This is a genomic window from Candidatus Bathyarchaeota archaeon (assembly GCA_025059045.1).
GTDB lineage: Archaea > Thermoproteota > Bathyarchaeia > Bathyarchaeales > DTEX01 > JANXEA01.
Genome location: JANXEA010000014.1, coordinates 16,672 through 40,975, shown reverse-complemented (window position 1 = coordinate 40,975; position 24,304 = coordinate 16,672). Strand labels below are relative to the sequence as shown.

28 protein-coding genes and 1 tRNA gene are annotated in these 24,304 nt (G+C 45.2%); 17 read left to right on the top strand and 12 right to left on the bottom strand.

The window, feature by feature from the left end; genetic code table 11:
- Nucleotides 1–7: 7 nt before the first annotated feature.
- Genes NZ952_05640 through NZ952_05630 form a run of 3 tightly spaced genes read left to right on the top strand, consistent with a single transcriptional unit; the run spans nt 8 to nt 1,701 of the window.
- Nucleotides 8–709 (top strand): hypothetical protein, encoded by a 702-nt coding sequence (locus NZ952_05640; protein ID MCS7120666.1) that lies wholly within the window; start codon nt 8–10, stop codon nt 707–709.
- A 26-nt stretch (nt 710–735) separates the two neighbouring features.
- Entirely contained in the window at nt 736–1,164 is a 429-nt protein-coding gene (gene moaC / locus NZ952_05635) for a cyclic pyranopterin monophosphate synthase MoaC (protein ID MCS7120665.1), read from the top strand.
- A 3-nt stretch (nt 1,165–1,167) separates the two neighbouring features.
- Nucleotides 1,168–1,701, top strand: a complete 534-nt coding sequence (locus NZ952_05630; protein MCS7120664.1) for a molybdenum cofactor biosynthesis protein MoaB — start codon at nt 1,168–1,170, stop codon at nt 1,699–1,701.
- Between the two features lie 81 nt (nt 1,702–1,782).
- Here NZ952_05630 and NZ952_05625 read toward each other — a convergent pair whose 3' ends face one another.
- Entirely contained in the window at nt 1,783–3,000 is a 1,218-nt protein-coding gene (locus NZ952_05625) for a replication factor C large subunit (GenBank protein ID MCS7120663.1), read from the bottom strand.
- A 1-nt stretch (nt 3,001) separates the two neighbouring features.
- A complete protein-coding gene (locus NZ952_05620) occupies nt 3,002–3,961 on the bottom strand; it encodes a replication factor C small subunit (protein MCS7120662.1) in 960 nt (319 codons plus the stop codon).
- Between the two features lie 217 nt (nt 3,962–4,178).
- Between NZ952_05620 and eif1A the strand changes: the two genes are divergently transcribed.
- The 6 genes from eif1A to NZ952_05590 all read left to right on the top strand — a co-directional run bounded on the left by eif1A (nt 4,179) and on the right by NZ952_05590 (nt 9,701).
- Entirely contained in the window at nt 4,179–4,484 is a 306-nt protein-coding gene (gene eif1A / locus NZ952_05615; GenBank protein MCS7120661.1) for a translation initiation factor eIF-1A, read from the top strand.
- A 50-nt stretch (nt 4,485–4,534) separates the two neighbouring features.
- On the top strand, nt 4,535–5,329 hold the full coding sequence (locus NZ952_05610; protein MCS7120660.1) for a serine protein kinase RIO: 795 nt from the start codon (nt 4,535–4,537) through the stop codon (nt 5,327–5,329).
- Nucleotides 5,298–5,882, top strand: a complete 585-nt coding sequence (locus NZ952_05605; GenBank protein ID MCS7120659.1) for a KH domain-containing protein — start codon at nt 5,298–5,300, stop codon at nt 5,880–5,882. Before NZ952_05610 ends, NZ952_05605 begins: the two co-directional genes overlap by 32 nt.
- A gap of 634 nt (nt 5,883–6,516) precedes the next feature.
- Nucleotides 6,517–8,328, top strand: coding sequence for a DNA topoisomerase VI subunit B (locus NZ952_05600; GenBank protein ID MCS7120658.1), 1,812 nt, complete (start codon nt 6,517–6,519; stop codon nt 8,326–8,328).
- 33 nt (nt 8,329–8,361) lie between these two features.
- The gene (locus NZ952_05595; protein MCS7120657.1) at nt 8,362–9,453 is read left to right on the top strand and encodes a DNA topoisomerase IV subunit A; all 1,092 of its coding nucleotides are present in this window, start codon (nt 8,362–8,364) and stop codon (nt 9,451–9,453) included.
- Nucleotides 9,454–9,503: 50 nt separating this feature from the next.
- Nucleotides 9,504–9,701 (top strand): hypothetical protein, encoded by a 198-nt coding sequence (locus NZ952_05590; protein MCS7120656.1) that lies wholly within the window; start codon nt 9,504–9,506, stop codon nt 9,699–9,701.
- Nucleotide 9,702: 1 nt separating this feature from the next.
- On the opposite strand, the gene NZ952_05585 is transcribed toward NZ952_05590, so the two are convergent.
- The 7 genes from NZ952_05585 to NZ952_05555 form a co-directional block, all read right to left on the bottom strand.
- A tRNA-Asn gene (locus tag NZ952_05585) sits at nt 9,703–9,862 on the bottom strand.
- A 114-nt stretch (nt 9,863–9,976) separates the two neighbouring features.
- Entirely contained in the window at nt 9,977–10,750 is a 774-nt protein-coding gene (locus tag NZ952_05580; protein ID MCS7120655.1) for a PAC2 family protein, read from the bottom strand.
- Nucleotides 10,713–10,910, bottom strand: coding sequence for an RNA-protein complex protein Nop10 (locus NZ952_05575; GenBank protein ID MCS7120654.1), 198 nt, complete (start codon nt 10,908–10,910; stop codon nt 10,713–10,715). Before NZ952_05575 ends, NZ952_05580 begins: the two co-directional genes overlap by 38 nt.
- 6 nt (nt 10,911–10,916) lie before the next feature.
- Complete coding sequence (locus NZ952_05570) at nt 10,917–11,705, bottom strand: translation initiation factor IF-2 subunit alpha (protein ID MCS7120653.1); 789 nt, start codon at nt 11,703–11,705, stop codon at nt 10,917–10,919.
- 7 nt (nt 11,706–11,712) lie between these two features.
- Entirely contained in the window at nt 11,713–11,910 is a 198-nt protein-coding gene (locus NZ952_05565; GenBank protein MCS7120652.1) for a 30S ribosomal protein S27e, read from the bottom strand.
- A gap of 18 nt (nt 11,911–11,928) precedes the next feature.
- Nucleotides 11,929–12,204, bottom strand: a complete 276-nt coding sequence (locus NZ952_05560) for a 50S ribosomal protein L44e (protein ID MCS7120651.1) — start codon at nt 12,202–12,204, stop codon at nt 11,929–11,931.
- 53 nt (nt 12,205–12,257) lie between these two features.
- Nucleotides 12,258–12,836 carry a zinc ribbon domain-containing protein gene (locus tag NZ952_05555; protein MCS7120650.1) on the bottom strand — a complete coding sequence of 193 codons (579 nt, stop codon included), beginning with the start codon at nt 12,834–12,836 and terminating at the stop codon, nt 12,258–12,260.
- 199 nt (nt 12,837–13,035) lie between these two features.
- On the opposite strand from NZ952_05555, the gene NZ952_05550 reads away from it, so the two are divergent.
- The 6 genes from NZ952_05550 (at nt 13,036) to NZ952_05525 (ending at nt 18,193) form a co-directional block, all read left to right on the top strand.
- A complete protein-coding gene (locus NZ952_05550; GenBank protein MCS7120649.1) occupies nt 13,036–13,230 on the top strand; it encodes a hypothetical protein in 195 nt (64 codons plus the stop codon).
- 159 nt (nt 13,231–13,389) lie between these two features.
- On the top strand, nt 13,390–14,634 hold the full coding sequence (locus NZ952_05545) for a translation initiation factor IF-2 subunit gamma (protein MCS7120648.1): 1,245 nt from the start codon (nt 13,390–13,392) through the stop codon (nt 14,632–14,634).
- Nucleotides 14,635–14,656: 22 nt separating this feature from the next.
- Nucleotides 14,657–15,748, top strand: coding sequence for a hypothetical protein (locus tag NZ952_05540; GenBank protein MCS7120647.1), 1,092 nt, complete (start codon nt 14,657–14,659; stop codon nt 15,746–15,748).
- 8 nt (nt 15,749–15,756) lie between these two features.
- On the top strand, nt 15,757–16,701 hold the full coding sequence (locus NZ952_05535; protein ID MCS7120646.1) for a homoserine kinase: 945 nt from the start codon (nt 15,757–15,759) through the stop codon (nt 16,699–16,701).
- Nucleotides 16,702–16,757: 56 nt separating this feature from the next.
- Nucleotides 16,758–17,768, top strand: a complete 1,011-nt coding sequence (pdxA, locus tag NZ952_05530) for a 4-hydroxythreonine-4-phosphate dehydrogenase PdxA (protein ID MCS7120645.1) — start codon at nt 16,758–16,760, stop codon at nt 17,766–17,768.
- The gene (locus tag NZ952_05525; GenBank protein ID MCS7120644.1) at nt 17,765–18,193 is read left to right on the top strand and encodes a nucleotide-binding protein; all 429 of its coding nucleotides are present in this window, start codon (nt 17,765–17,767) and stop codon (nt 18,191–18,193) included. The genes pdxA and NZ952_05525 overlap by 4 nt, the downstream gene beginning before the upstream one ends.
- Here the strand turns inward: NZ952_05525 and rimI are convergent.
- The 3 genes from rimI to NZ952_05510 all read right to left on the bottom strand — a co-directional run bounded on the left by rimI (nt 18,185) and on the right by NZ952_05510 (nt 21,032).
- On the bottom strand, nt 18,185–18,700 hold the full coding sequence (rimI, locus tag NZ952_05520; protein MCS7120643.1) for a ribosomal protein S18-alanine N-acetyltransferase: 516 nt from the start codon (nt 18,698–18,700) through the stop codon (nt 18,185–18,187). The two genes, NZ952_05525 and rimI, sit on opposite strands and share 9 nt — an antisense overlap.
- A 66-nt stretch (nt 18,701–18,766) precedes the next feature.
- On the bottom strand, nt 18,767–20,035 hold the full coding sequence (gene larA, locus NZ952_05515; protein ID MCS7120642.1) for a nickel-dependent lactate racemase: 1,269 nt from the start codon (nt 20,033–20,035) through the stop codon (nt 18,767–18,769).
- A gap of 70 nt (nt 20,036–20,105) precedes the next feature.
- Nucleotides 20,106–21,032 carry a hydroxyacid dehydrogenase gene (locus NZ952_05510; GenBank protein MCS7120641.1) on the bottom strand — a complete coding sequence of 309 codons (927 nt, stop codon included), beginning with the start codon at nt 21,030–21,032 and terminating at the stop codon, nt 20,106–20,108.
- 220 nt (nt 21,033–21,252) lie between these two features.
- Between NZ952_05510 and NZ952_05505 the strand changes: the two genes are divergently transcribed.
- Together NZ952_05505 and NZ952_05500 are read left to right on the top strand one after the other, a co-directional pair.
- On the top strand, nt 21,253–21,933 hold the full coding sequence (locus NZ952_05505; protein ID MCS7120640.1) for an ABC transporter ATP-binding protein: 681 nt from the start codon (nt 21,253–21,255) through the stop codon (nt 21,931–21,933).
- Nucleotides 21,933–24,272, top strand: a complete 2,340-nt coding sequence (locus NZ952_05500) for an FtsX-like permease family protein (GenBank protein MCS7120639.1) — start codon at nt 21,933–21,935, stop codon at nt 24,270–24,272. The genes NZ952_05505 and NZ952_05500 overlap by 1 nt, the downstream gene beginning before the upstream one ends.
- The last annotated feature ends 32 nt before the right edge of the window (nt 24,273–24,304 follow it).

Sequence of the window (24,304 nt, the reverse complement as noted above, 5' to 3'; positions counted from 1 at the left end):
TAATCTTATGCGGATTGAGGACTTTCATCAAACGCTTGATGAATTTGAGGGGATGCTGCAAAAGATCGCCTCTGATGTTGCGGGCAGGGTCGCGGTGGAAGGGTCTTCCTTACCGGAATTTTGGGGAGAGATTGAAAAAAGTGTGCAGTCCCTTCAAAATGTCGCTTTGAGGCTGGGTGACTTCATGCTTACTTTAAAACCTGAAAGGGCATCGACGATCAAGAAGCAGATGAGCAATTTGCTTCAGGATATAAGAGATTTCGTGGATTCGGTTAAATCTGCTATTTCTTCTGAGGATGCTAAACTTGATCTTGAAGATTTGAGATCGGCGATTGCTGGTGCATCAGAGTTTCTGGAGCTGGCTAAGGAGATTAAGGAGCATCCTTCTGAGTGCATCTCCGCAATTCTTCAATTAAGGGAAGTTTACGATTCCAAGGAATTTCTGTCCGCGATTGCTATTCCTGAAGTTGCGCATGCTAGACTCATGGATCTAAGAAAATCCATAGAAAGATTAGAAGTTTCACTGAAAGCTCATGAGCGTGCCATTGGAGATCTGAGGTTCAGCTTAAACCAAGCTATCGGGGAGATATCGAAATTTAGGCCAGCGTCACCGGATGAGGTTCCAAAGTTCATACCAATGTCCGGGGAGCAGAAAGATAAATCGCAGAACTTTGAGCATTCCTTAGTCAGAGATAATGAAGAATCATAGACTCGTTTACGGTGTACATTGCTATGATGGTGGACATTACGCATAAGCCTGAAATTTTCAGAGAGGCTGCGGCGAAGGGGCAAATAAAGCTTAGGCCTGAAACTATTAACCTGATTAGAGAGGGAAAAATAGAGAAGGGAGACCCGCTCTATGTCGCAAGAATATCGGGGATTTTGGCGGCCAAGAAGACTAGCTCCCTAATTCCCCTCTGCCATCCAATTCCCTTAACAAACGTCGATGTGAAGGTTAGTATTGTGGATGACACCACTGTTGAGGTGGAGTCTACTGTGAAGACTAATGCTAAGACTGGAGTTGAGATGGAGGCGTTGGTCGCAACAGCAATAGCACTGCTGACCGTCTGGGATATGACAAAACAGTACGAAAAAGATATGATGGGACAGTACCCTTTAACATCAATCCAAGAAATACGGGTCACGCGAAAAATGAAGGAATAAGTCTTGAGCGCTGTCTCTGAGAAACACAAATTTGAGGCTCCCAAGACTGTAAACTTTTGTATACTAATCTGCAGTTCTTCGCGATATGAGAAACTAATGAGGGGAGAGCTCCCTGAAGATGAATCAGGGGATCTGATAATCCAGATTCTAAGAAGACACGGTCACAGGATAGTTTCACGTAAAGTTCTGCCAGATGATCGGGAGCAGATTCAGCGAGCGGTTCTTAAGGCCTTAAAATCTCGGAAAGTAGACGCAATAATCACTTGCGGTGGAACAGGAATCTCGCCTAGAGACGTAACGATCGAAGCAGTAAGACTTGTCCTAGATAAGGAGTTGGAAGGGTTCGGGGAGATATTTAGACGCTTAAGCTATGACGCCATCGGCTCAGCCGCGATTTTGAGCAGGGCGTTAGCAGGAGTCTCGTCGAAGAAGGTTATATTTTGTATTCCCGGCTCCCCACAAGCTGTTTCAATAGCGGTGGAGAATCTTATTGCGCCAGAAGTCGGGCACATTTTGGCTCATGCACGTGAAGAATGAGATCTCAACCTACCGCGTGGAAGCCTAGCATATTGGCTATCATTTCACTCAGAGCAAAAAGTTGTTTTGAGTAGTAACTCATCAACCAGCTATATAATTGATCATCTCTTCACTCAGACCCAGCCAATTGGCAATTTCTTTTCCCATTTTGGGATTATTCTTGAATATGATTCTGAGAAAAGGTAAAACCTCTTTTATAGCGCGGGCTGCAGATATATGGCATCTCCTGCGGATTTTCATTCCTATCTCGGCAAGCATTGTTCTGTCGACTTTGGAGGATGACATCTGGCTGATCCGGGTTGGAAACTTAAATGGAACCCAGCCAGATGCCTTCTTGCTCCATGCTACGGATACCCCGGCTGTCATGAAGTCGAGATAGTATCGCATAAGAGACCAGTTCTGGGTAGCCCTTATCCTATTCCGATAAATGTCCGCGAGTGCCATCATGTTCATTGCTGATGAAAGTTCCTTAGGGTCCTTTATATGGTAAGGTATATTCTCGTATACCCATTCAAAGAGCATATCTGGGTCGACATCAGCCATGTCAACGGCTCTTTTTGCCGTAATCACGTCCTTCGCATAGAGTATGTTTCTGAGCACATTAAAGATTACGTCTTTTCGGTCTCTCGGTGCAAGCCAAGATACGTCGTCATAAGTTAATGTTCTCCAGCCTTGGGCTAATGCTTGAAGATCATTGACGGCTGATCTGACATCTCCATCGGCCCGCTCAGCAATAAACCGAATTGCCGAGGCATCAGCCTCTATTCCCTCTAGGTTGCAGATTCTTTTTAGATGCTTTTCAATCTCGGTTCTGGCTGGCTTCTTAAATTCCACAAGTTCAGTCATATTCCTTAAGGTTGCAAATCTCTGGTCATAAGCATTGTTGGCAATCACTATGATTGGCGAAGATGTCTTATTGATGATCTGGGTTATCAAATGAAGCCCCCCTCGATCCTCAGTGCCTGAGATCCCATCGATTTCGTCGAAGAGTATGAGTCTCCTCTTGCCGAAGAGCGTCCCGAGCTGGGCTGCTCTTCCCACAAACCTTTCAACATCCTCAGCCGTTCTGTAATCGCTGGCGTTACTTTGTACAAGCTCCATGTTCAAGTCGTTTGCTAACGCCTCAACAGCGGCTGTCTTTCCAACTCCTGGAGGCCCGTATATGAATAGGGCTCTTTTTTTCGGAATATTTCTTTCCCAGGATTTTATCCATTCCAGCACCTTTCTTTTTGCATCCTCGTTCCCAATAACTTCGGTGAGCGTCTTAGGCTTATATTTCACAGTCCATGGCAGATGCAAGTTACAGTCCTCTCTTCACTTCATAGCCGACTTCCACAAGTTTAGCTAAAAGTGCAGCTAACTGAATCTCTTCATTAGATCCCTGTATGAGTCTATAGTCAATTTCGCCTACTATGTCTGCAAGCCTAACCTTCCATTTGTCCGGGACATTCAATCTATATATCTCGCTGTGAATCTGCGTTATAATGTCGCTGCCAGCCAAACCGTATTTAAGTATCATCTCCCTAAGCTTGTTTCTAGCCTCAATAAAATCTCCATTAAGGGCGGTTAGCATCATCTCCCTAACATCGTAAGGGTTGGCCCTGCCTACCACTGAATATACGGTTTCGGCGTCGATTGGCTTACCAACCGACGAGGCTGTTTGAAGAACATTAATCGTCCGTCTCAGGTCTCCACCTCCAATTTCGAGAACAGCTTCAATTCCATCATCGGAAATTTGGATGCCTTCCATTTCGCAGATGTATTTGATCCTTTTAGCTATGACTTCTGGAGACAGATATGTGAATCTGAAGGGCGCGCATCTGGACTGGATTGGCTCAATTATCTTTCCGCTATAGTTTGCGATCAAGATAAAACGCGCGGTCTCAGTATATCGCTCCATGGTTCTTCTCAACGCCTGCTGAGCGTCTGATGTCATGTTATCCGCTTCGTCCAAGATTAGTATCTTGAAGGTAACTTCGCCGATCGATTTGGTGCGGGCAAATGTTTTGACAGTCTCCCTGACCACATTAATGCCCCTGTCATCGCTCGCATTAAGCTCCATAATATGGTCGCGGTAAGTCTCTCCGTAAAGGTCATGCGCCAGGCATAAAGCTGCCGTGGTCTTTCCAGTTCCAGGAGGACCGGCAAATATGCAATGTGGAACATTCTTGGCCTTGACGAAACTCTTTAAACGGCTGACGATTTCCTCTTGGTTAACGATATCGTCCAGGGTCTTAGGCCTATACTTCTCTGTCCACATCTCATAGCTCAATCCTAACACCTACGCAGGGTGACGATTTCAGCTCAAATAACTAGGAAGCCGAACTAATAGATTAGAGTTGCTCCTTTATTAGTTGGGCTCGCAACCTTCGACCCGAATAAATAGGTATTTAAGTCTCAGTCAACTCTTTTTTAAAATTAAACTATAAGACAAGTTTGACCAAAAATAGAGGAAGGTAAATGGAAGGCGAGGCCCCTTGGGAAAAAAGAAAGTCATAAGCGAAGAGAACCTTGAGGAACTCGTTATGCCAGCTGAGACAGACGTCTTGGGCATAGCGACGAAGCTCTTAGGTTACGATCGGGTTCTAGTCAAGTGTCAAGATGGGTACGAACGTGTTTGTAGGATAAGAGGCAAGATGAAGAGAAGGGTTTGGATCAGGGTTGGGGATGTTGTTCTCGTTTCACCCTGGGACTTCCAGTCTGAGAGTCGAGGCGATCTTATATGGCGGTACACCAAGGGGCAAGCTGAGTACCTTAGGAAGATAGGACTGTTGAAACTCTAATTTTTTCCATGCTGGGAATGGAGGCGTCCGAGGCGTCTTATAGAGAAAGATTGAGGAAGAGACTTGAACGCAAAGAGAAGACCTATGAGACTTCCCAATTGATGAAGGAGAAAAGAAGCGAGGAGTACGAGGTTCTAGAAGAGGTTTTCGACAAGCCGACACTTATGACCATCTATGAGATGATGAACCATGGCATAATAGGTGAGATATACGGGGTTGTGAAAGCGGGTAAAGAGTCTAGGCTTTACTGGGGGAAGAGCCCAGAAGGAGAAGAATTGGCCATTAAAATATATTTGACTGTTTCCGGAGAGTTCAGGAAGGGAATGCTCCCATATATCCTAGGGGATCCCCGCTTCAAGAATGTAAAAAGAGATCCGAGATCCCTAGTATATGCATGGGCAAAGAAGGAATTCAAGAACCTAACAGACGCTTATGATGCTGGTGTAAACGTGCCTAAGCCATTCACCGTACAAAATAATGTCCTCGTGATGGAGTTTATCGGCGAGAACGGTGTCCCGGCCCCACTCCTTAAAGAGTCTAAACTGAAGAATCCGCAGGTCTTCTACAAAAAAGTCCTTTCGCAGGTAAGAAAACTATATTTAGACGCAAAACTTGTCCACGGAGACCTCAGCGAATACAACATTATGGTTTATGGAGGAAAACCAGTCCTTTTTGACATTTCGCAGGCGGTTAATCTTGAGCATCCCGGAGCAGAACAGTTTTTAATCAGAGATGTTGAGAATCTTAACCGTTACTTCGAAAGTATAGGCGTTGACGTTCTGAGCCTAGAAGAGGCATTAAGGAGGATTAAAGGTGGCTCAGCTCTTCGTAAAGATACCGCATGAAAGGATAGGCGTCCTAATAGGGCGTGGCGGCGAGGTGAAAGAGAAAATTGAGGAAAATCTTGGCGTAAGGTTGGAGATTGATGGTAAGTCAGGCGATGTAACAATAAGCCTAAAAGATTCTGTAACAGACCCTTCTAATCTCTTTAGGGCGAAGGATGTTGTTCTTGCGATAGGCAGAGGGTTCTCGCCGGAACGCGCTTACAGGCTGATTGAGGATGAAGAGACAGTCCTCACGGTTATCGACCTTAGAGAATTCTTCGGAAAGTCTGACTCAGACATTAGGAGAATAAAGGGCAGAATAATCGGTAAGGATGGGAAGACTCGGAAAATTCTTGAAGAGATGACGGAGACGATGATCTCGGTCTACGGTCATACAGTGTCGATTATAGGTGGTGTCGAGCAGACGGAGACGGCGAGACGCGCAATAGACCTATTGATTAAGGGAAGCCAACATTCGACAGTCTATAAGTTCCTGCAGAAAGAGAGGCATGAACTGAAGAAGAGGCGGCTACAATTATGGCAGGATAGTGAAGAAAAGGATTTGATATGTTGACAAGGCGTTTACAATAAAGGCCGCTTGAATCTTCTATACGGTCTCTGGCTTATTAAACCAATAAAAACTGTTTAAGCAAAAGTTCTAGAACCATGGAGGTTAGTAGTCCAAAAATAGACCCGGGTTAACCTGAGAGAGTTTTCCTTAGATTACTATACGAATTAGAAAAGACCTAGTGCTTTTACCGGATGAAGACTATAAAGTTCAGTCTTTCGTAGTAGACTTGTTGGAGGGGCAAACAGAAGAGTTAACTAAAGTAGTCAAAGCGGCTGAAAAATCAGGGCTTACTTTATACATGTTGACTTTGATTCTTGGAGAACATATTGGACGATGGAAAGCTCCTACCCACCGGGATTGAGAGTGAATTAAAAACTTGTATGCATGCAGAGAATTAAAGCGAGTAATTGTAAAGGAGAGAATTCTACTAATCAATTCCTTATCAAATTATCCTCATCAGGAGATCGATAAGGTCATCTACATTACTCGTTCCCTACTTGTCAAAATATTTCAGCGCCTGAAAATGCTTAAAGGAGATTATTAAAGGGAAAATTGATTAATATGAGACTGGAAGTTAAATCTAGTTGGGCCCAAGCGCCTATACGTCTGAAAGAATCTGTGAAGGAGGATTAGGTCTATAGCCGAGACTTTCCAGGAGATTAGTCCTGCAGACTTCTTCTACAGAAATAAAGAGATAGCGGGTTTTACCAATCCGGCCAGAGCAATTTTTACGGCGATCAGGGAGCTTGTAGAGAATTCTTTAGATGCGGCTAGGGAGGATGTGCTTCCCGACATCTATATACGTCTGTCGCCTGATGATGGGGCCGGAGAAAACAGTGATGTATATACTTTAAGGGTGATGGATAATGGGTCAGGAATCCCGGAGCATCAGGTGCCGCTGGCTCTTGGACAGTTCCTTTTCAGCTCAAAGTACAAGTTGAAGCAGACCCGTGGAACATTCGGTCTCGGCGGAACAATGGCGATACTCTACGGGCAGATCACGACGAATAAGCCCGTTACAGTCATATCGAGTACTGGGGCCTCAAGGATTTTCGAGTATAGGTTTATGATAGACATTGAGAGGAACCGCCCAATAATCTTGCATCGCAAAATCCATACGAATGGTAGAAGCCCAAGCGATCGTTGGCAAGGAACAGTCGTTGAATTTCATCTAGAAGGGAATTATTATCAAGCGGCCCCAAAGGTTCTAGAATATCTTAAACAGACAGCCATCGCAAACCCCTACGCTAACATCACATTTGTTGACCCCAAAGGGCGTCTCTACAAGTTTGACAGAACAGTGAACAAAATGCCTCCCCCGCCAAAGGAGACGCTGCCCCATCCCCACGGCGTCGATGTTGAAACACTTCAAAGGATGATTCGTTCGACGAAAGAGACGAATATGCTAGACTTTATGCAGGCGCATTTCCATCGTGTGGGAAGACAGACAGCGCAAAAATTTTTGAAGCATGCCGGAATAAAGGAAGATCTTAATCCGAAAAACCTCAGACCCGAAGAGATAGTTCGGCTTGTTCAAGAAATGAAGGGCTATGAGGAATTCTTGCCTCCCGACGCTAGCTGCCTCTCGCCGATAGGTGAGGATCTGCTCAGGGCTGGCGTTCTTAAGGAGTTGGAGCCTGAGTTTGTAGCTGTCCATCAGAGAAAACCATCAACCTATTCCGGGCATCCATTTATAGTTGAAGTTGCGGTTGCCTATGGAGGCAAAGTTCCAGCTAAAGATGACATTGTAATCTACAGGTTTGCGAATAAGATCCCTCTGGTATACGATGAGTCGGCCGATGTCTGCTATAGGGTAGTCAAATCGTTGAATTGGAGGAGGTATAATGTCCTGCCAGGTATGCCAGTAGCCGTTCTGATCCATTTATGCAGCACAAAGATTCCATATAAGACTGTTGGAAAAGAAATACTTGCAGATACGCCTGAAATAGCAAGAGAAATATTGAATGGCATTCGAGAAGTTGCCCGGCAGCTCTCATACTATCTTTCAAGGAAGGAGAGGGTTAAACGACAGATAAGAAGGGTTAACATATTTGCTAAGTATCTCCCAAAGATCGCTGACTTCTCAACCAAATTAGCAGGTTTCGACGCGACACCCAGCATCGAAAGACTCTACAGGCAGCAACATGTATTCAAAGACTTTGTCACCGCAAGCGAATATGCTGACAGTGATGTCTTCGACTCGAAACTTTATGAGACAATCCTCGTCCATGCGAGGAATAAGCATCCAACTAACTCTGTAAACCTAAGGGTTCTTGCATTCAAGGATGGGGGATGGCAAACGCTTCTTCCTGAGGTGACGCTTACCCCCGGATCGGAACTCTACGAAACATTTAGGGGTAGATTTGAACTCGTTAAAGTTCAGGCCAGATCCTCTAAGCCAGATAAGGAAGGAATAATAGACGTATTTCTCGACGGGATGAGCGAATAATGTTTTCCAGATTAAAGGGTGGCGTGATAGAAAATGTCGGGTCTTAGCAAAGAAGATGTTTTGGAAAGGAAAGATGAGATTCAAAAGAGTCTTGTGAAGCTAGGCGAGAGATTCTATCGCCAGATTAATGGTGGAGTATTTCCCTGGGTGGAGATGAGAAGCAGATCAACAGACAACATATTCTATAGTCCGGAACTTAGACAGTACGTGTTAGGCGACAAGAAGGTTCGGAGAAGCTCAAGGGTTATTTCGCATCTCCGCCCATTCACACAAATGGTTTGGGCGGCCTACTTTGTCAATGAACTTCTAAAGCAGAGGAAAACAAGCACATTAAGAGATGTCTACTACTCCGCACAGGCCTACGACATCTTCTTCAAGGACCAGGCGGAATCAGATGACATAATAACGGATCTTGAAACGGTGATTGAGCATTCCCGTGAAGCCTTCAACGTCTTCCCAGAGGAGCGATCAGCAGTATTCGGCGACTTAATAATCCAGTACACAGTTCCAGGATATGAGAATCGGCAATTGAATTTATCCTCACATCCTGACGGCATGATGATAGGCCCAGCGCTAACGGACGCACGCTTCATAAAGACCAGTGCGGACAAGGTTATCGTCATCGAGAAGGGCGCCATGTTCACACGTTTCGTAGAAGAGAGAGTATATGAGAAATTTAATGCCATCCTAATCTACACAGCTGGGCAAGCACCGAGATCTACAAGATATTTCATTCGAAGGCTTAACCAAGAACTCGGGCTGCCCGTATACATATTCACAGATGCCGATCCATGGGGAATGCACATAGCAATGGTGATAATCTCAGGATCAGCCAACGCAGCGCACTTAAGAGAGTTAACGACGCCTGATGCAAAATGGGCAGGTGTCTGGGCCTCTGACATAATGCGATACAAGCTGCCAAGCGAGGAGCTGAAGGAGATCGACCTAAAACGACTGCGGGAACTAAGATCTGACCCTAGATATAAAGAAAAACTTTGGCAGAGAGAAATTGAAACATTCTCGAAGATAAGGAAGAAATGTGAACTAGAAGCCTTCTCCCGCTATGGACTAACACATATCGTGGACAAATATCTTCCAGAAAGGTTGAAAGAGATTGGAGCCTAGAAAAACTTATACTTGAAAAAAGGCCTTACATAGTAGGCGCGGTGAGGGAAGTGAGCATAGAAAGAACGGTTATACTAACCATCATTGAGAAGATAATCGGTTTAGCACTAATGATTATTGGCGCATCATTAGCGTACAATACATACATAAACCAGAGCGCAGCTGGAAATGTAGCCCCCATCTTCATTGCTTTAGGGCTTATATTGGCGACTGCAGGCTTTGCAATATTGATATATAAAGCAAAATAGATGGCGCCGCCGGATTCGCCAGAAGGGACGCGTATTCCCTTCTTCGGACTCGAACCGTCGACCTTCGGGTTAACAGCCTCAGCCTCAAAGACGCATTTTTGAGTCCGCTGCTCTACCGGCTGAGCTCTCGTCCGCATGCAGATCCGCATGCGAACGGCGGCTCAACCGCATGACATTCGGTTCGGCGGCGCTGATTAATCTCACATTTCCCGGCATATTTAAGTTTTAAGTCCTAAAACCGTATTTATAAAAGTGGTGGCATTGTAATGAGTTTACTAGCTGATGTAGGTTATTTTTTCCTCTTCCAGTCTCTGCCTTACGCGGGTAGAGATCCTTCTCTGTTCATCCAGCCTTCTCATCTTCTCCTCTATTTCTATAGCTTTGCGAATCTCTCTGTCTAATCCCGAAAGATCCGCAGAAAAGTTGAGCAGCCTTTTTAACACGTTGAGTATGCTTTTCGCCGCTTTCGGATCTGGCAGATAGCCTGATGTTTCTGCTAAAAGACAGAGGCCTTCTATCCCCCTAAATTTTCCTAGCCCTATGAGTAAACCAGCTGTTCCAACTATTGGATTTCCAATAGAGGTTTCCTTGGCACCCGCATCTAAAGCCCTATTTAACAGTTCCAAATTTGTTGAAGAAACGAATACTTGTGGTGTCTCCACATCTTCCTTCCTATATCCGCCTATCGTTATTACGATTCTAGCCTGCTTATTGACCGCAAAGTTCAGGATCTCGTCAGCAACTTCATACTGTCCCTCAACCGTTTGTGCTTGACTGTCACCCGTAAGTAGAATGAGATCATTATCTCCGATCTCGTTGGTCAAACCATAAAATGTGAGCCTAGGAAGTCTGATGCTACCCCTCCCGTCAACGACTGCATAATATGGAAAGTGTGGGGAGTATAGCTCCGCAATCTTCTTGGCTTTTAACTGCCTCGCAAGGTACTCTACCACTATTTTGCCGACTAGTCCGAGCCCAGGCAGCCCTTCTATCAATACAGGATTTTTTAGGTTAACCTTCTCTTTCTCCAGAATTACTGTTCTCTTCACGGCTCATTCTCCTCATCATGCCCTTATATTTTGCGTATCTGTCGTCAGGAGAAAATTTCGCTGGATGAGCTGACTTTACAGCTCCTCCACAGGAGGGGCATCGATCTCTGTTGAGGGTATACCTTTTGCAGACAATACACCTCATCATCAGCCAGACCATGACAACTTATCCTCTTTCGAAGCTCCCCAGCCCACCCTCTCTTATTATGAACTCAATCGCTTTTCTAGCGGCCTCCTCAATAATGGCGTTGGCCTCCTTATGGTCGGCGGCCATAACCTCCATGCAATATCGCGGAGGAGATACAACATATATTTTGATTTCTGAACCTGGCGGCGTCTTGACTTCTTTAGCCTTTAGCAATGCTTCCTTCACCTTTAGGACTCCATCTGGCTTGGCGCAGCTAATCCTTAAGTTTCCCTTCACTTTAACAGTCGGCGCCTTGATCTTTTCCCTAGATATCTCCACAATTACTTCAGCAACCTCTTTCGTTAGACCGCATTTTATTAGGACTTCAGGACCCTCTTTTATAGCTCTCTCTAACCCCTCATAAATGTCGCCAAAGGCTTCTTGAAGCTGAAGTGCAATTTTCTCGCGTATCTCATCACTCATTCCTAGCCGTTGGGCTGCGGTTTTTAGGATGCTCTCAGCTCTCTTCTTGCGTTTCCATAATAGGATTGTTTCTCTCTTTTCTCGTCGGGTTACCCTCCTCAAAGAAAGGTCTATTTGGGCTCGCTCCACATCAACTCTCAGGACTTTTAAAACGTTTTTTTCTCCTTCACGCACAAAATCCCTTATGTTTCTGACCCAGCTTGAGGAAATTTCAGAGATGTGCAGAAACCCCTCTTTGTTATACTCATCTAGCGTGACATATGCTCCGTATGGAGTTATCCTATTAACAGTGACTATTACGAGTTCACCTACTTCAGGCCATTCAGAACTATTAGAATCTACCATATCAACCCTACTCCAAAACTTTTAAAATCTCGCCTTTTATCCTCGCTTTTCCGCCAGCTGGCTCGGCAAGAACAGCGTTGCAGATGTTGCATCTGACAACCGTTTTAGAATGGCTGTAAGTTACTTGCTCATTCCCGCAATCTGTACACTTGACTTGGATGAATGCGGATTTAGGTTTGGGAATTATCTTTTCCCACTCGCTCATATCACATCTTCTCGCTAGCTATTTGATTTCCATCTTTTTCAGACGTATCCCCTTCTTATGCCTCGTATATCCACATTGCTTGCACCGAAGCTTGAGAGCCTGCTTCTTTGTTGTCTTAGCCTTTCTTTTCAGCATGGGGTACTTCTGGCCTCCATAGCCTTTCCTTTCACGCTCATGCCGGCGTTCACCCTTAGCAAGCGCTCTTCTCTTCCCCTCTTTGTATAAGGTGACGGCTTGCGCAGTATGCGTCTTACATCTTGGACAGTATGTGACGATCTCCTTAGGAACATTCATCTTGTTCACTCAACATCCGGCTGACAGGATATAACACCTTAATCGAATAATATTTAAGCATTATGAGAAGATTTAGCAAGTCGTTTTACGCTATATATAACGCCTCCCGGCTCTCTTCTTCCCTCAACTGTAACTGGAGTCGCCTCTCTAGGCTGCGATCCAAATGAAAGTCTAGCCCCAAGATAGCCAGCAATCACTGCAGTAACAGGGTTTGAAGCGTACATTATTACGTCCACAATTGTCGGCACATAGTCCCCATAAACCTCTGCTAAGGGTATGCCATTTGAATAGAGATATCCGAGATTCAACCCTGCAATCATGCCCTCAGCGAAAAGGTAGATTGCCAGCGAGATGCATACTGCCTCATCAAATCTTCTAACTCTATAGAAGTATATGATTAGAAGTGATGAAAGGAATGATGGGAGAAAATAAAGGTCAGCGTTGGTGAATGCGGATACTAAATATATAATTAGTAATGAAAGAAATGCCCCTGTTATACCTGACTGCAAAATTCTCGCTAGATTCTCCCCCGAATATGCAGCTTCACTTTTTCTTCTTATCCGGATGCCGCAGCTTGGGCAGAACTCAGCTCCCTCCGGCAGAGGAAAACCGCAATTTTCACAATATCCCATGAATCTCACCTGGTTTGACCGCATAAGAAATATGCCGAGTTCTATAAAAACTTCACCTTAATTTTTCAGGAATAAAGATTTCTAGCCAACAATCCGAAAGATTAATTTGAAACAATTAAGCATATTAAATCGTCTCGTTTTTCCACGGCGAAGAACGGGATAATCATATAAAGATCGTACCTAAAAGGTGGTTTGAAGTTTGTCGGCAGTACAGGATTATATGATATACCAAGTAATCATGGATAGCAACGGGAAAGTGACAAAAAAGGAGATACTTGATAAACTCGGAAAAACGGAGGAGACTAGGAGAATCGTTGAGGAGAAGCTCTCAATGATGGAAAGGTTTGGCATCATATCGATTGAAGGGGGAGTTGTGACACTGAAAAAGAGATGAGATAATCGACTGGTTCAAACGTTCCTCATCTTGGTGTCATCTATTTTTTAACTAAATCGAATCCAATTCTATTTGTAGGCTATTATAAAGTGACATTTAAGGTTTATTTAGTTCAATCTAATTTTACTATTGACCTGCAAAAGGAAATGTGAGTGTACTATGCAAAGAAAGCCTACTCCGCCACGTCAACCAGAGGTCAACATTGGAACTATAGGTCATGTTGACCATGGTAAAACGACGCTTGTAGAGGCTTTAACAGGAGTTTGGGCATCTAGACATAGTGAGGAATTGAAGAGAGGGATAACCATTAAGCTAGGGTATGCTGACGCCGCCGTCTTCAGATGCCCAAAATGTGAAAGTCCTCGTAATTACTCTACAGATGAGCAGTGCCAGAGATGCGGATCGAAAGGGGAATTTGTTCGTGCCCTAAGCTTCGTCGACGCTCCTGGACATGAAGCCTTAATGGCGACTATGCTCTCGGGAGCAGCCGTCATGGACGGCGTAATACTCGTTATTGCTGCCGATGAACGTTGCCCACAACCACAGACTCGAGAGCATCTTGCCGCCATAGAGATAATCGGTATAAACAAGATAGTTATTGCTCAGAATAAAATTGATCTTGTAGACAGGCATAGAGCGCTAGAAAGTTACATGGAGATCAAAAAATTTGTTGAAGGAACAGTGGCTGAGGAGGCGCCGATCATACCGCTTTCAGCCCAAAACCGAATCAACGTTGATCTTCTCCTTTATGCTGTCGAGCATTACATCCCGACGCCAGTAAGAGAGGCTACTAAGCCTCCTAGAATGTATGTTGTAAGGTCTTTTGATATTAATAAGCCTGGAACATCTGTCGAGGATCTGGTTGGAGGCGTGATAGGTGGGACAATTATTCAAGGATCATTCAAGGTTGGAGATGAGATTGAGATAAGGCCTGGGATCAGCGGGCTACATGGTAAAGAAAGGTCATATGAACCCCTTTTTACAAGGATAACGAGCCTTCATACGGGCGGCCGAAACGTTGAGGAGGCGTATTGCGGTGGTTTGGTGGGCGTGGGCACACTTCTTGACCCTTCATTGACGAAGGCAGATGGTTTGGTTGGTAATGTTGTAGGAAGACCTGAAACACTTCCAGAGACGAGGTTTGATCTATCATTGGAGTTTCATCTTTTTGAAAGAGTTGTTGGCACAAAAGAGATGAGTGAGGTTAAAAATCTCAATAATGGAGAGGAGCTTCTGCTAGATGTTGGAACCGCTCCCACAATAGGCAGAGTGGAAAATGTTAGAGGCGACAAAGTTGAGATGAAACTGAGCCGACCGGTTTGCGCAGAGGATTCTGCAAGGGTGGCGATTAGTAGGAGAATAGCTGGCAGGTGGAGGCTTATCGGATTTGGGATAATTAGATAAAGCGTTGCCGGAGGCACCGCAATTGAATCATAGAGAACGTTTCCTGAGGTGTATGCATTTCAAAGAAGTGGACAGAGTGCCTGACTATGAGTTTGGATACTGGGAAGAAACCATTTATCGGTGGCATAAGGAAGGCTTGCCTACCCATTTGAGGACGAACAGGGATGTAGAGTTATATCTAAAGTTAGAGGGATGGGATTGCGGGGAATGGCTGCCAATACATAGTGGCTTCTGGCCTTCACTGCCCCAGAGAGTGATAAAGAGAGAAGGTGACAGAGAGACCGTCAGTGATGGAATGGGTGGAATTTTCATAAGATCCATTAACTCCTCAACTCCTCCTCATTACATTCGTTATCCGCTAAAGAATCGTAATGATTGGGAGAAGCTGAAACCATTCTTGGATCCGGAGACTCCTGGACGTTTCCCACTAAACTGGGATGAAATGGTCGAACATTATAGGGACCGCGATTACCCCCTAGCGATTAGAATTGGAAGCCTTTACGGCTGGCTTAGAGACTGGATGGGAGTCGAAGGGATTTCTATAGCCTTATACCGTGATCCAGACTGGGTTGCAGAGATGATGGATACCTTGGTCAACCTCTGGATCTCAATAATTAGAAAAGCCCTAAAGTCAGTTAGGGTTGACTGTGCCACATGGTGGGAGGACATGTGCTATAGTAGAGGGCCCTTCATCTCTGTTCGCCATTTTGAGGAGTTTATGGTTCCAAGATATAAGAAGGTTACAAGCGTCCTAAAGGAGTATGGCGTGGACATAAACATTCTCGACTGCGACGGGGACATAACGTTGCTAGTTCCAGGCTGGCTTGAAGCGGGGATAAACTGCATGTTTCCAGTCGAGGTTCGATTTACGGACATTTACAAGCTTAGAGAAAGATTTGGCCATAAGATAATGTTCATGGGCGCCGTTGACAAATTCGCCTTAATAAGTGGTGAAAAGGCGATAAACAAGGAACTGGAACGGCTTACCCCACTACTTAAAGATGGAGGATACATTCCTATGGTGGACCATAGATGCCCGCCTGAAGTCTCATTCTCCACATACCTTTATTATCTCAGAAAGAAACGTGAATGGATTGGAAGATTAGATGTTTAGGTGAATCCATGAGCTCCTCGGATATTGTGAAGGTTAAAGCTCCTTGCAGCTCAGCAAATCTCGGATCAGGTTTCGATGTTTTTGGGTTAGCGTTAGATGCGTTTCACGATGTTCTGACTGTAGAACGTGCGGAGAAGGGCGTTTCTATTGAAGTAAAAGGGCAAGATTCTCAAATGATCCCATCAGATCCTATGAAGAATACGGCTGGCGTTGTGGCAAGGGAGATGCTAAAAGGTAGGGAGGACGGTGTTAAGATTATACTTGAGAAGGGTGTGCCTCCCAAGAAAGGTCTGGGAAGTAGTGGGGCTTCGGCAGCAGCCGCAGCCGTGGCCATAAATTATCTTTTTGATATGAAACTTGCACCGGAAGACCTTGTAAAATTAGCCTCCAAAGGCGAAATGGTTTCGGCCGGATCAAGCCACGCTGACAATGTGGCAGCGTCTATTCTGGGCGGTTTCACAATGGTTTATATGTGGAATGATGAACTCAAGGTAGTCCGCTTAGAGCCTCCGCCCAACCTAGAAGTAGTATTGGCCATGCCTAGAATTGAGGCTCCAGAGATGAAAACCGCAATAGCCAGATCCATCCTGCCAAAAACAGTGCCATTGGAGAATGTCGTATCAAATGTTAGAAACGCATGCCTTGTAGTCGCAGGTTTTCACTTTGGCGATATTCATATGATTGGAAAGGGAATGAATGACACGATTGTTGAGCCAGCAAGGATGAATCTGATCCCAAACTATAAAGCGGTTAGAAGGGCTGCGGTAGAAGCTGGCGCCGCGGGTGTCGCCATTAGCGGGGCCGGTCCAACCGTCATAGCCATCATGGACAAAACGAAAGTTTTGGCGAAAGAAGTCGCGAAGGCTATGGAAGATGCGTTCCTAGAAGCCGGAATAGAATGCGAAACGGTTTCATGCAAGGCTTCACTGGAGGGAACAACGAGAATCTCGTGACTGTTAATAGTAGTTTATTAGATTGACTAAGTTACTTGTTTATCGGAGTCATATTTATGGAAGGCGAGAAGAGCCCTATTATTGCGGTGACAATGGGGGACCCTGCTGGTATAGGTCCGGAAATATGTATCAAGGCGCTCTTAAAGCCGAAAATTTATGATACATGCTGTCCGATTATCATCGGCGATGAGAGGGTTCTGAAAAGCGTCGCCGAGAGAATAGAGGTGAAAGTGAATTTTCATGTCATTGAATCCCCCATTAAAGCATCATATAAGCCAGGCTCAATTAATTTGATTGATCTGGAAAATGTTGATGTTAGAATTTTGGAGGTGGGTAAGCCGACGATTATAGGTGGGAGAGCCTCGATCCAGTACATTGAAAGGGCTGTTGAGTACGCTTTAAGAGGGGAGGTTGCCGCGGTCACTACAGGTCCAATCAATAAGAAGGCGATTCAGATGGCCGGCTGTCCTTATATCGGTCACACTGAGATGCTTGCTGGTCTATGCGGTGTCAAAGATCCATTATTGATGTTTTGGGTTAAGGGGGTAAAGATCTTCTTCTTAACGAGACATATGCCGCTGATCAAAGCTGTTCAGTCAGTTAAGAGGGAAAGAATCGTTGAGACGGTGAGAAGAATCGTCAGGGAGATGCGTAAAATTGGCATAGAGAATCCAACCATCGCCGTTGCAGCTCTGAATCCGCATGCAAGCGATGATGGTCTTATGGGATGGGAAGAGACGCAAGAGATTGCTCCTGCAGTGGAGGATCTGAGAAGAGAGGGGTTTAGTGTTATCGGACCCGTCCCTGCTGACTCCGTCTTCTTCAAAGCGTTTAGTGGAGATTATGATGTTGTACTCTCTCTTTATCACGATCAGGGGCATATTGCCGCAAAGACGGTTGACTTCTTTGGAACGGTCTCTGTGACGCTTGGATTACCCTTCATTAGGACCTCCGTGGATCATGGCACTGCATATGACATCGCCTGGAAGGGTATCGCAGATTCTAGAAGTCTGGAGGAGGCCGTAAGGTTGGCTGCTAGTCTTGTTATAGGTGCGCCGCATAAATGATTGGATGCAATGGTGAAGATAAAGGTCTTCCCAAGGTTATTTTTGATTCCAATTTCCTATTCGTTCCATTTCAGTTTCACATAGACATCTTTGATGAGATTGAAGCATTGCTTGGAAGATTTGAACCTCTAATATTGAGGCCAGCATTAATGGAGATTGAGAAGCTGGCGAGGAAGGGGTCGACGAAAAAGCAGAAAGCAGCGCTGGCCGCTCTTGATGTGGCAAGGAGATGCAGAATCATCGATGTTGAGTGCGAGCAAGTAAAAAGTATAGATGACCTTATCGTTTTGGCTGCCCAAAGGTTGGTGTGTATAGTTGCTACCAACGATGCTGGTTTGAGAAGAAAGCTTCGAGAAATTGGGGTTCCGACAATTTTTGTGAGAAAGAGGCAGCATTTAGAGATTGATGGATACGCCTTAAAATAATGATTGGATTTTTTCTTTATCGCTAAGATTCTCGCTCATAATGTACGCGTCTTCCCCGTCTGAGTAGTACCCTCTTATCACACGTTCGATTTCGAACCCCATCTTCTTGTAGAGATTCACGGCGCTCGTGTTTGTGACTCTCACTTCCAGGTAACATGACTTTGCCTTGTAATACTGGATCATGGCTCGGAGAGCTTCTTTTATCAAGGCTTGACCGATGCCTCTCCTACGGTAAGCGGGCAAGACAGCTATGGAGATTATGTGCCCTTTTTTTGTTAAGCTCAACGGCCTCAATGTTATATTGGAAACGTTGCTTTCTATCCTGCACATTACATAGCCTATTATCTTTCCATCCCCTTCTGCGACGATGAAGGTTTCTGGAAACCTTTCATAGAGGTCCATGAAGAAGCTTTCCGAATAATTCTCGGGTAGGCACACCCTGTTTATATGGATGACTTCATCTAGGTCTTCAGGTCTGAACCTTCTTAATGAGAAGTTAGCCTGCATTCTCGGCACAACTCGCCTATGTTATGAAGAATTTTGGGTATTGGGAGAGAAATAAGTCTTCCTTTTTTACTCGGAAATTTTAGCTTCGGGTATAGTCATGTTTCCGAATGGAATCAGAGAAACTTTGCTATTGCCTCCACCGAATTCTAAGGCCTTTCGAAGCCCCTCATTAGCAGTTCTAGCCAATTCGATATTTAGCGACTCGGGGATACAGTAATTAGGAAGAATGGAAACAATTATCGCATTCTTCATCGCACCAAGAACCATTGCCATATGATGAACCATTAGCCCGGCGACGTTCGGTTTCTTTCTCAGTTTCTTTTCGAGAGTTTTTACGTCGCTAAAACCCTTGATCGCCTCTCGGAACTCTTTGCTGCCGAGGCCCATGGAGCATTCGGCCACGAGAACTATTGTTTTCCCCATCTTCGTAGCTTTAACCGCGTTGTCTAAGCATAGGGATGACTCCTGAAGGGTGGCATCTAGAGGGAAACCCCCTGGGCTTATGAAGGTTACCTCTGCAAGGGTGTCTATTGGGGATTTACATGTCTCTTCAACAAAATTGACGGCTTCCATGAAAGATTTATGGGCGTCGCCTGAGAAAACCCCAATTAATTCCGATCTCCTATTTACGACTATATTCATAGCAAAGTCGGCTCCAATTTTACCTGACGCCTCGACAGCATCATCAAAGACAGGGTTGCCTATGCAGACTCCGTTCCCGACTTCTGAGTCAAGGCTTAACATAAGATTTTGATGGATGCTATCTAAGCTTAGGATTCCCAGCGTGGCTGAGGTCATCGGGCCGCCATAGCCGAAAAATGCATGAGGTTTAACAGATCCTATGACGATTTTCAGATCGGCTTCCACAATTCTTTTCTCAACATTTACTGGCGTTCCCCTAGATGTCTTTCCAATATTGATGTACTCGCCTGCCCCGGGGGTATGTAATAGGACCTTCGTTGTTGAAAGTATTTCGTCACTAAGAATTCTGGTGCCGCCTTCCGGGGGGTGGACGCGGAATAGATCGCAAGATACTACGATGCTGACATTTTCGTTTCCAAGCCCAGCTGAGTTAAGTGCTTTCAGGACGGGAGAAACAATTAGACTGTTTAGACTGGTCCCCATATCCTCCAGCAGTATAGATGCGCTGGCACTGGATTTTGCGATCTCAACTAAGGGCTGCGAATCTATTGGATTAGTCAAGCTTCTCTCTATTTCACTTTGAACATCTCCTACGACGGTTCTCTCCTGAGGCTCGATAACGTTAAGAAGATTCTTTGTCTCTACCCTAACGCATACTTCTGTCTTTCCATATGGCAGCCAAACCTCAACCAAAGCGAAATAAAACCTCCGCGCACCTTCAGAATCTTTCTATGATGGATTTAAAGGTAGCTGGCTTCCACTCTCATTTGCTTTTGAAGAACTTTACGAGCTTATCGGCAATGGCGACCGATGCGGCTCGCTGCGCCTCCACTGTCTGAGCACCGATATGAGGTGTGCAGACGACGTTAGGCAGCCTGATCAGTTCGAAGTTTTCAGGCGGCTCCTTCTCGTAAACATCAAGGCCTGCCCCTGCAAGTTTTCCAGATTTAAGAGCATCTAAGAGAGCTTTTTCATTAACAACTCCTCCTCTTGAGGTATTTATTAGGATCGCTCCGTTCTTCATTAGGCTGAATGCTTCGTAGCCGATCAGGTTTCTGGTTTCATGTGTTAAAGGGACGTGGACTGTTATTATGTCGCTTAAGGTTAAAAGGTCACGTAGTGAAACATGCTCTGCCCCTAGGGTCACAAGCAATTCATGTTGTGGGGGCGTTCTCTTTGTTACGAGAATCTTCATCCCGAACTCTTTGCAGATCTTCGCTACTCTCATCCCAATGTTGCCGAACCCTATTATACCAAGAGTCTTACCTCTGAGCTGTATGCCCTCAAACTGGCTTTTTACCCATTTTCCCTCTTTCATAAGTCGATCGGCAAGAGCGATTTTCCGTGAAACCGCTAATATCAGTCCAACGGTTAATTCTGCGACGGAGTCTGATGTGGCTTCAGGTGTATTCAGAACTGTTATCCCCCTCTCTCTAGCCGCTTCAACATCGATGTTATCTAGTCCTACACCAGCCCGTCCAATAACCCTAAGCCTGCCTCCGAGGTTGATGAGATCTCTTGTAATCTTTGTCCTGCCTCTGACGATTACGGCGTGATATTCCCCTATTATTTTCGAAAGATCCTCTTTAGTGATGGAGGGTCTGAAATCGACATGAAAACCTTCACGGACCATTATGCCAATACCATCTTCATCGATCGGGTCGCATATAAGGATCTTTACCTTTTCCATGCTATCACTTCTTAGCATATTTTTCTATGCCAGAATGTTTATAGAATTTGCTCAAGTAGAAATGCTTGGAGAAAGTATTCCGCATAACGTGGGCGGAAGTGGCGCTTTTTAGGATCCCTAAATTTGGGGATGGACAAAAAATCTTATTAAAAGCGATGGACGAAAGATTTGGCAAGATTCATCCTCCATAGGACGGAGTTTCAGCGTGGCGTGCCAGCCCTTGAATTCCGTAGTTGTTGTAAGGAACATAAGGAAGATCTATGATGTTGGCGAGACTAAAGTCATCGCTCTTGATGGTGTAAGCTTAGAGGTTGAGCGAGGCGAATACGTGGCGGTTCTTGGTCCTAGCGGTTCAGGAAAATCTACGCTTCTTAACCTTCTAGGTGGACTGGACAGGCCTTCTTCGGGTTCAATACTCATTGATGGTGAAGACTTGGGAAAACTTAAGGAGAGTAGGCTATCGCGTTTGAGGGCTGAGAAAATAGGCTTCATCTTCCAATTCTTCAATTTGATCCCAACTTTCAGTGTTATAGAGAATGTTATGGTTCCCGCGGAAATATTAGGTTTGGAAAAGAGTGAGTCTATGAGGAGGGCTGAGTGTCTGCTGGAGAAAGTTGGGCTTCGGAAGAGGGCGAGGCATTTTCCACACCAGCTCTCGGGAGGAGAGCAGCAGAGGGTTGCAATTGCAAGGGCGCTTGTCAACAATCCGGTGCTTCTGCTATGTGATGAGCCTACAGGAAATCTTGATACAAAGACTGGGGCTGAAATAGTCAATCTACTGAGTGAGGTGAACAAGGAGCAGAACACTACGTTAATCGTTGTGACCCATGATAAGAGAATAGCCAGTTCCGCTGATCGGATTGTCGAGCTAGTTGACGGTCGAATTGTGAGGGAAGCCTGATGCAACCCTATCTCAGATATTCTGTGAGGGGATTGACGAAGCGCCCCTGGAGATCATTCTTTACAATATTCATGCTTATGGTCGCTCTTATGCTCATGACTGGAACCTCGATAGCAAGCAATAACATCCCAGCACTGGTTGAGTCCTCTCTTGAAGAGGCGCGAATGGCTGATTTTACTGTAGACACTATCCCACTATCAACGTCCATTCTCCACTCGATTATAGGAAGGAAAGACTATGTTGACGAGTATGAGATGAGGTTAGTCATGAGAACCACAGCTTTCAATGTCAAGGGGTGGCCTGAAAGCACCGACATACTACTAATAGGAGTGAATTCTCCGCTGAAACTGAACAGGGTAAGCGTGGTGAGCGGTAGGCTCTTTGAGGAGGATGAGGAAGCCCTGGTGGTTGAGCATGACCTGGGCGAGAATGTACTGGGGAGAAATTTGTTAGTTAAGACTTTGGCAGGTAATGTTACACTAAAAGTTGTAGGAACATGTAGGGCCGTTTGGATGCCTCGATGGTATGCCAGCTCAATAGCATACGCATTGGTTCATATCAAAGTATTACAGCGGATCATGAGCCTAGACGGCTGTGCGAATCAGGTTCTCGTGAAGATCAAAGGCGGATATAACACAGTTGATTGCATGAATGATCTTCGTATGGGACTTCAAGCTTATGGAGCCGTCTCAACGTCTATCCAGGGACAAGTCATCCCATTTATTGAAACGAGAACATACTACAATTACCTTGTCTCTCTATTCTCCCTGATAGGGGTTTCTCTTCTTGCGGTTAGTTTGGCATTAATGTATTGTTCATTGAATCTCATGGTGACCCAGGAATATAGAGATCTTGGAACGCTGAGAGCTCTTGGAGCGAACCGAAGAGATATTGTAACAGCCTATATGCTCAGAGGGCTTCTTCTAGGAGCTTTGGGAAGTATTTCAGGCGTCTTTCTCGGGGTGATTGCTGCTCGAACGCTCCTATCAGGCTTTGCGTCTGTAAGCCAAATTTTCGAGGGCGCAAGTTATTTTGTCGGTTTCCTTCCAGAGATAATCGGGCAGAACGCGGAAATGCTTGTAGCCTACATAGTGTTGGGGACATCCCTCTCTCTACTTCTAGTGATGCCCCCAGCGGCGATTGCATCAAATATCCCCCCATCACAGGCTATGAAGAGTTTTTCAGGTCTTCTAGCGATGAGCGGACGGTCTAATCCTAGAACCTCGAGAGGCCCGCTATTTATGAGATATGCCTTAAGAAGCTTAGCGAGAAGAAAGGGCCGTGAGGCTGCGATAGTAATAGTCATAGCGGTTAGTGTCGCAGTAAATTCAACGTTGCTGGCCGCCTCTGAAGCTCAGCAGAACCTTCTAAACGAAACTATAGCCGCACTCAACTTTGACTATATAATATGCCTTAACAGGAGATTCAATGCAACTTTGCTGGGGACGGACCTTGAGCCATTCCTGAACGAAGCCGAGTTCATCGAGTTCGCTTACTACACTAACATGAGGGCTGCAGGGTATACTTTGTTCGCCATCGGGATGCCCGTCGGCGCCACATACTTCAACTATCCACTCGTGGAGGGTGGGCGCTTTACTGGAGAAATGTGTGAAGTCATACTTACTGAGAGTCTCGCGAAAATAATTGGCGCAAGAGTTAATGGCAACTTAACGTTTTCCACAGACATTAGAAGCGCGAATCTGACCGTGATTGGTATTAGAAGAGATCCAATTTTTAATGTGCTGGTTCTCCCGTTGCCGACGGCTCAGATGCTGGATAGTGCAGAAGGATCTGTCAACGCGTTTGTTATTAAGGCGAAGGCAGGAGTTGACTCTTCTCGTTTGATACAGAACATAAGAAGGAGTGTTAGAGGCTACCTTTGGCATATTGATAGGGCGGGGATAATCAACATTCTTTCCGACTTGCTTACAGAGGCTTTCCAATCGACTGCAACTGTTATGATCACCTTCACTTGGATAACGTCGGTGCTTCTAATCTTCAGCATTGCAGGACAAAATATAAATGAGGAGCGAATGGTTATAGCTATTTTGAGAGCTCTCGGTCTAAGCAGGGGAAAGTGCATCATTCTAATAGCATTCAAACTTTTGGTTCTAGGCGTCGTCTCGGCGGTGCTCTGCGGTGTATTAACCCCCTTAATCCTTAAGGTTTTCTCAGATCTTTTAGCATCTACACTGCAATTGAGAATTCCATTATATCTCTCGCCTGGAATCCTCGTGAATTCGGCTATCTTCATCCTAGTGACAACTTTGCCGAGTGGCTTAATCCTAGGAGTCTACGCCGCAAGCCTCAACATTGTCTCGACGCTTAGATATGAGTAGTAGTTTCTCGTGGTAATCGAGGTTTCAGGCGG

Coding starts and splice junctions, on each gene's coding strand:
- NZ952_05560 (MCS7120651.1), bottom strand. CDS start 12,204: ATGAATGTTCCTAAGGAGATCGTCACATACTGTCCAAGATGTAAGACG.
- pdxA (MCS7120645.1), top strand. CDS start 16,758: ATGGAAGGCGAGAAGAGCCCTATTATTGCGGTGACAATGGGGGACCCT.
- NZ952_05575 (MCS7120654.1), bottom strand. CDS start 10,910: ATGGTCTGGCTGATGATGAGGTGTATTGTCTGCAAAAGGTATACCCTC.
- NZ952_05510 (MCS7120641.1), bottom strand. CDS start 21,032: ATGGAAAAGGTAAAGATCCTTATATGCGACCCGATCGATGAAGATGGT.
- NZ952_05640 (MCS7120666.1), top strand. CDS start 8: ATGCGGATTGAGGACTTTCATCAAACGCTTGATGAATTTGAGGGGATG.
- NZ952_05525 (MCS7120644.1), top strand. CDS start 17,765: ATGATTGGATGCAATGGTGAAGATAAAGGTCTTCCCAAGGTTATTTTT.
- NZ952_05500 (MCS7120639.1), top strand. CDS start 21,933: ATGCAACCCTATCTCAGATATTCTGTGAGGGGATTGACGAAGCGCCCC.
- NZ952_05595 (MCS7120657.1), top strand. CDS start 8,362: ATGTCGGGTCTTAGCAAAGAAGATGTTTTGGAAAGGAAAGATGAGATT.
- NZ952_05555 (MCS7120650.1), bottom strand. CDS start 12,836: ATGGGATATTGTGAAAATTGCGGTTTTCCTCTGCCGGAGGGAGCTGAG.
- NZ952_05565 (MCS7120652.1), bottom strand. CDS start 11,910: ATGAGCGAGTGGGAAAAGATAATTCCCAAACCTAAATCCGCATTCATC.
- NZ952_05570 (MCS7120653.1), bottom strand. CDS start 11,705: ATGGTAGATTCTAATAGTTCTGAATGGCCTGAAGTAGGTGAACTCGTA.
- NZ952_05620 (MCS7120662.1), bottom strand. CDS start 3,961: ATGTGGACAGAGAAGTATAGGCCTAAGACCCTGGACGATATCGTTAAC.
- rimI (MCS7120643.1), bottom strand. CDS start 18,700: ATGCAGGCTAACTTCTCATTAAGAAGGTTCAGACCTGAAGACCTAGAT.
- moaC (MCS7120665.1), top strand. CDS start 736: ATGGTGGACATTACGCATAAGCCTGAAATTTTCAGAGAGGCTGCGGCG.
- NZ952_05545 (MCS7120648.1), top strand. CDS start 13,390: ATGCAAAGAAAGCCTACTCCGCCACGTCAACCAGAGGTCAACATTGGA.
- NZ952_05535 (MCS7120646.1), top strand. CDS start 15,757: ATGAGCTCCTCGGATATTGTGAAGGTTAAAGCTCCTTGCAGCTCAGCA.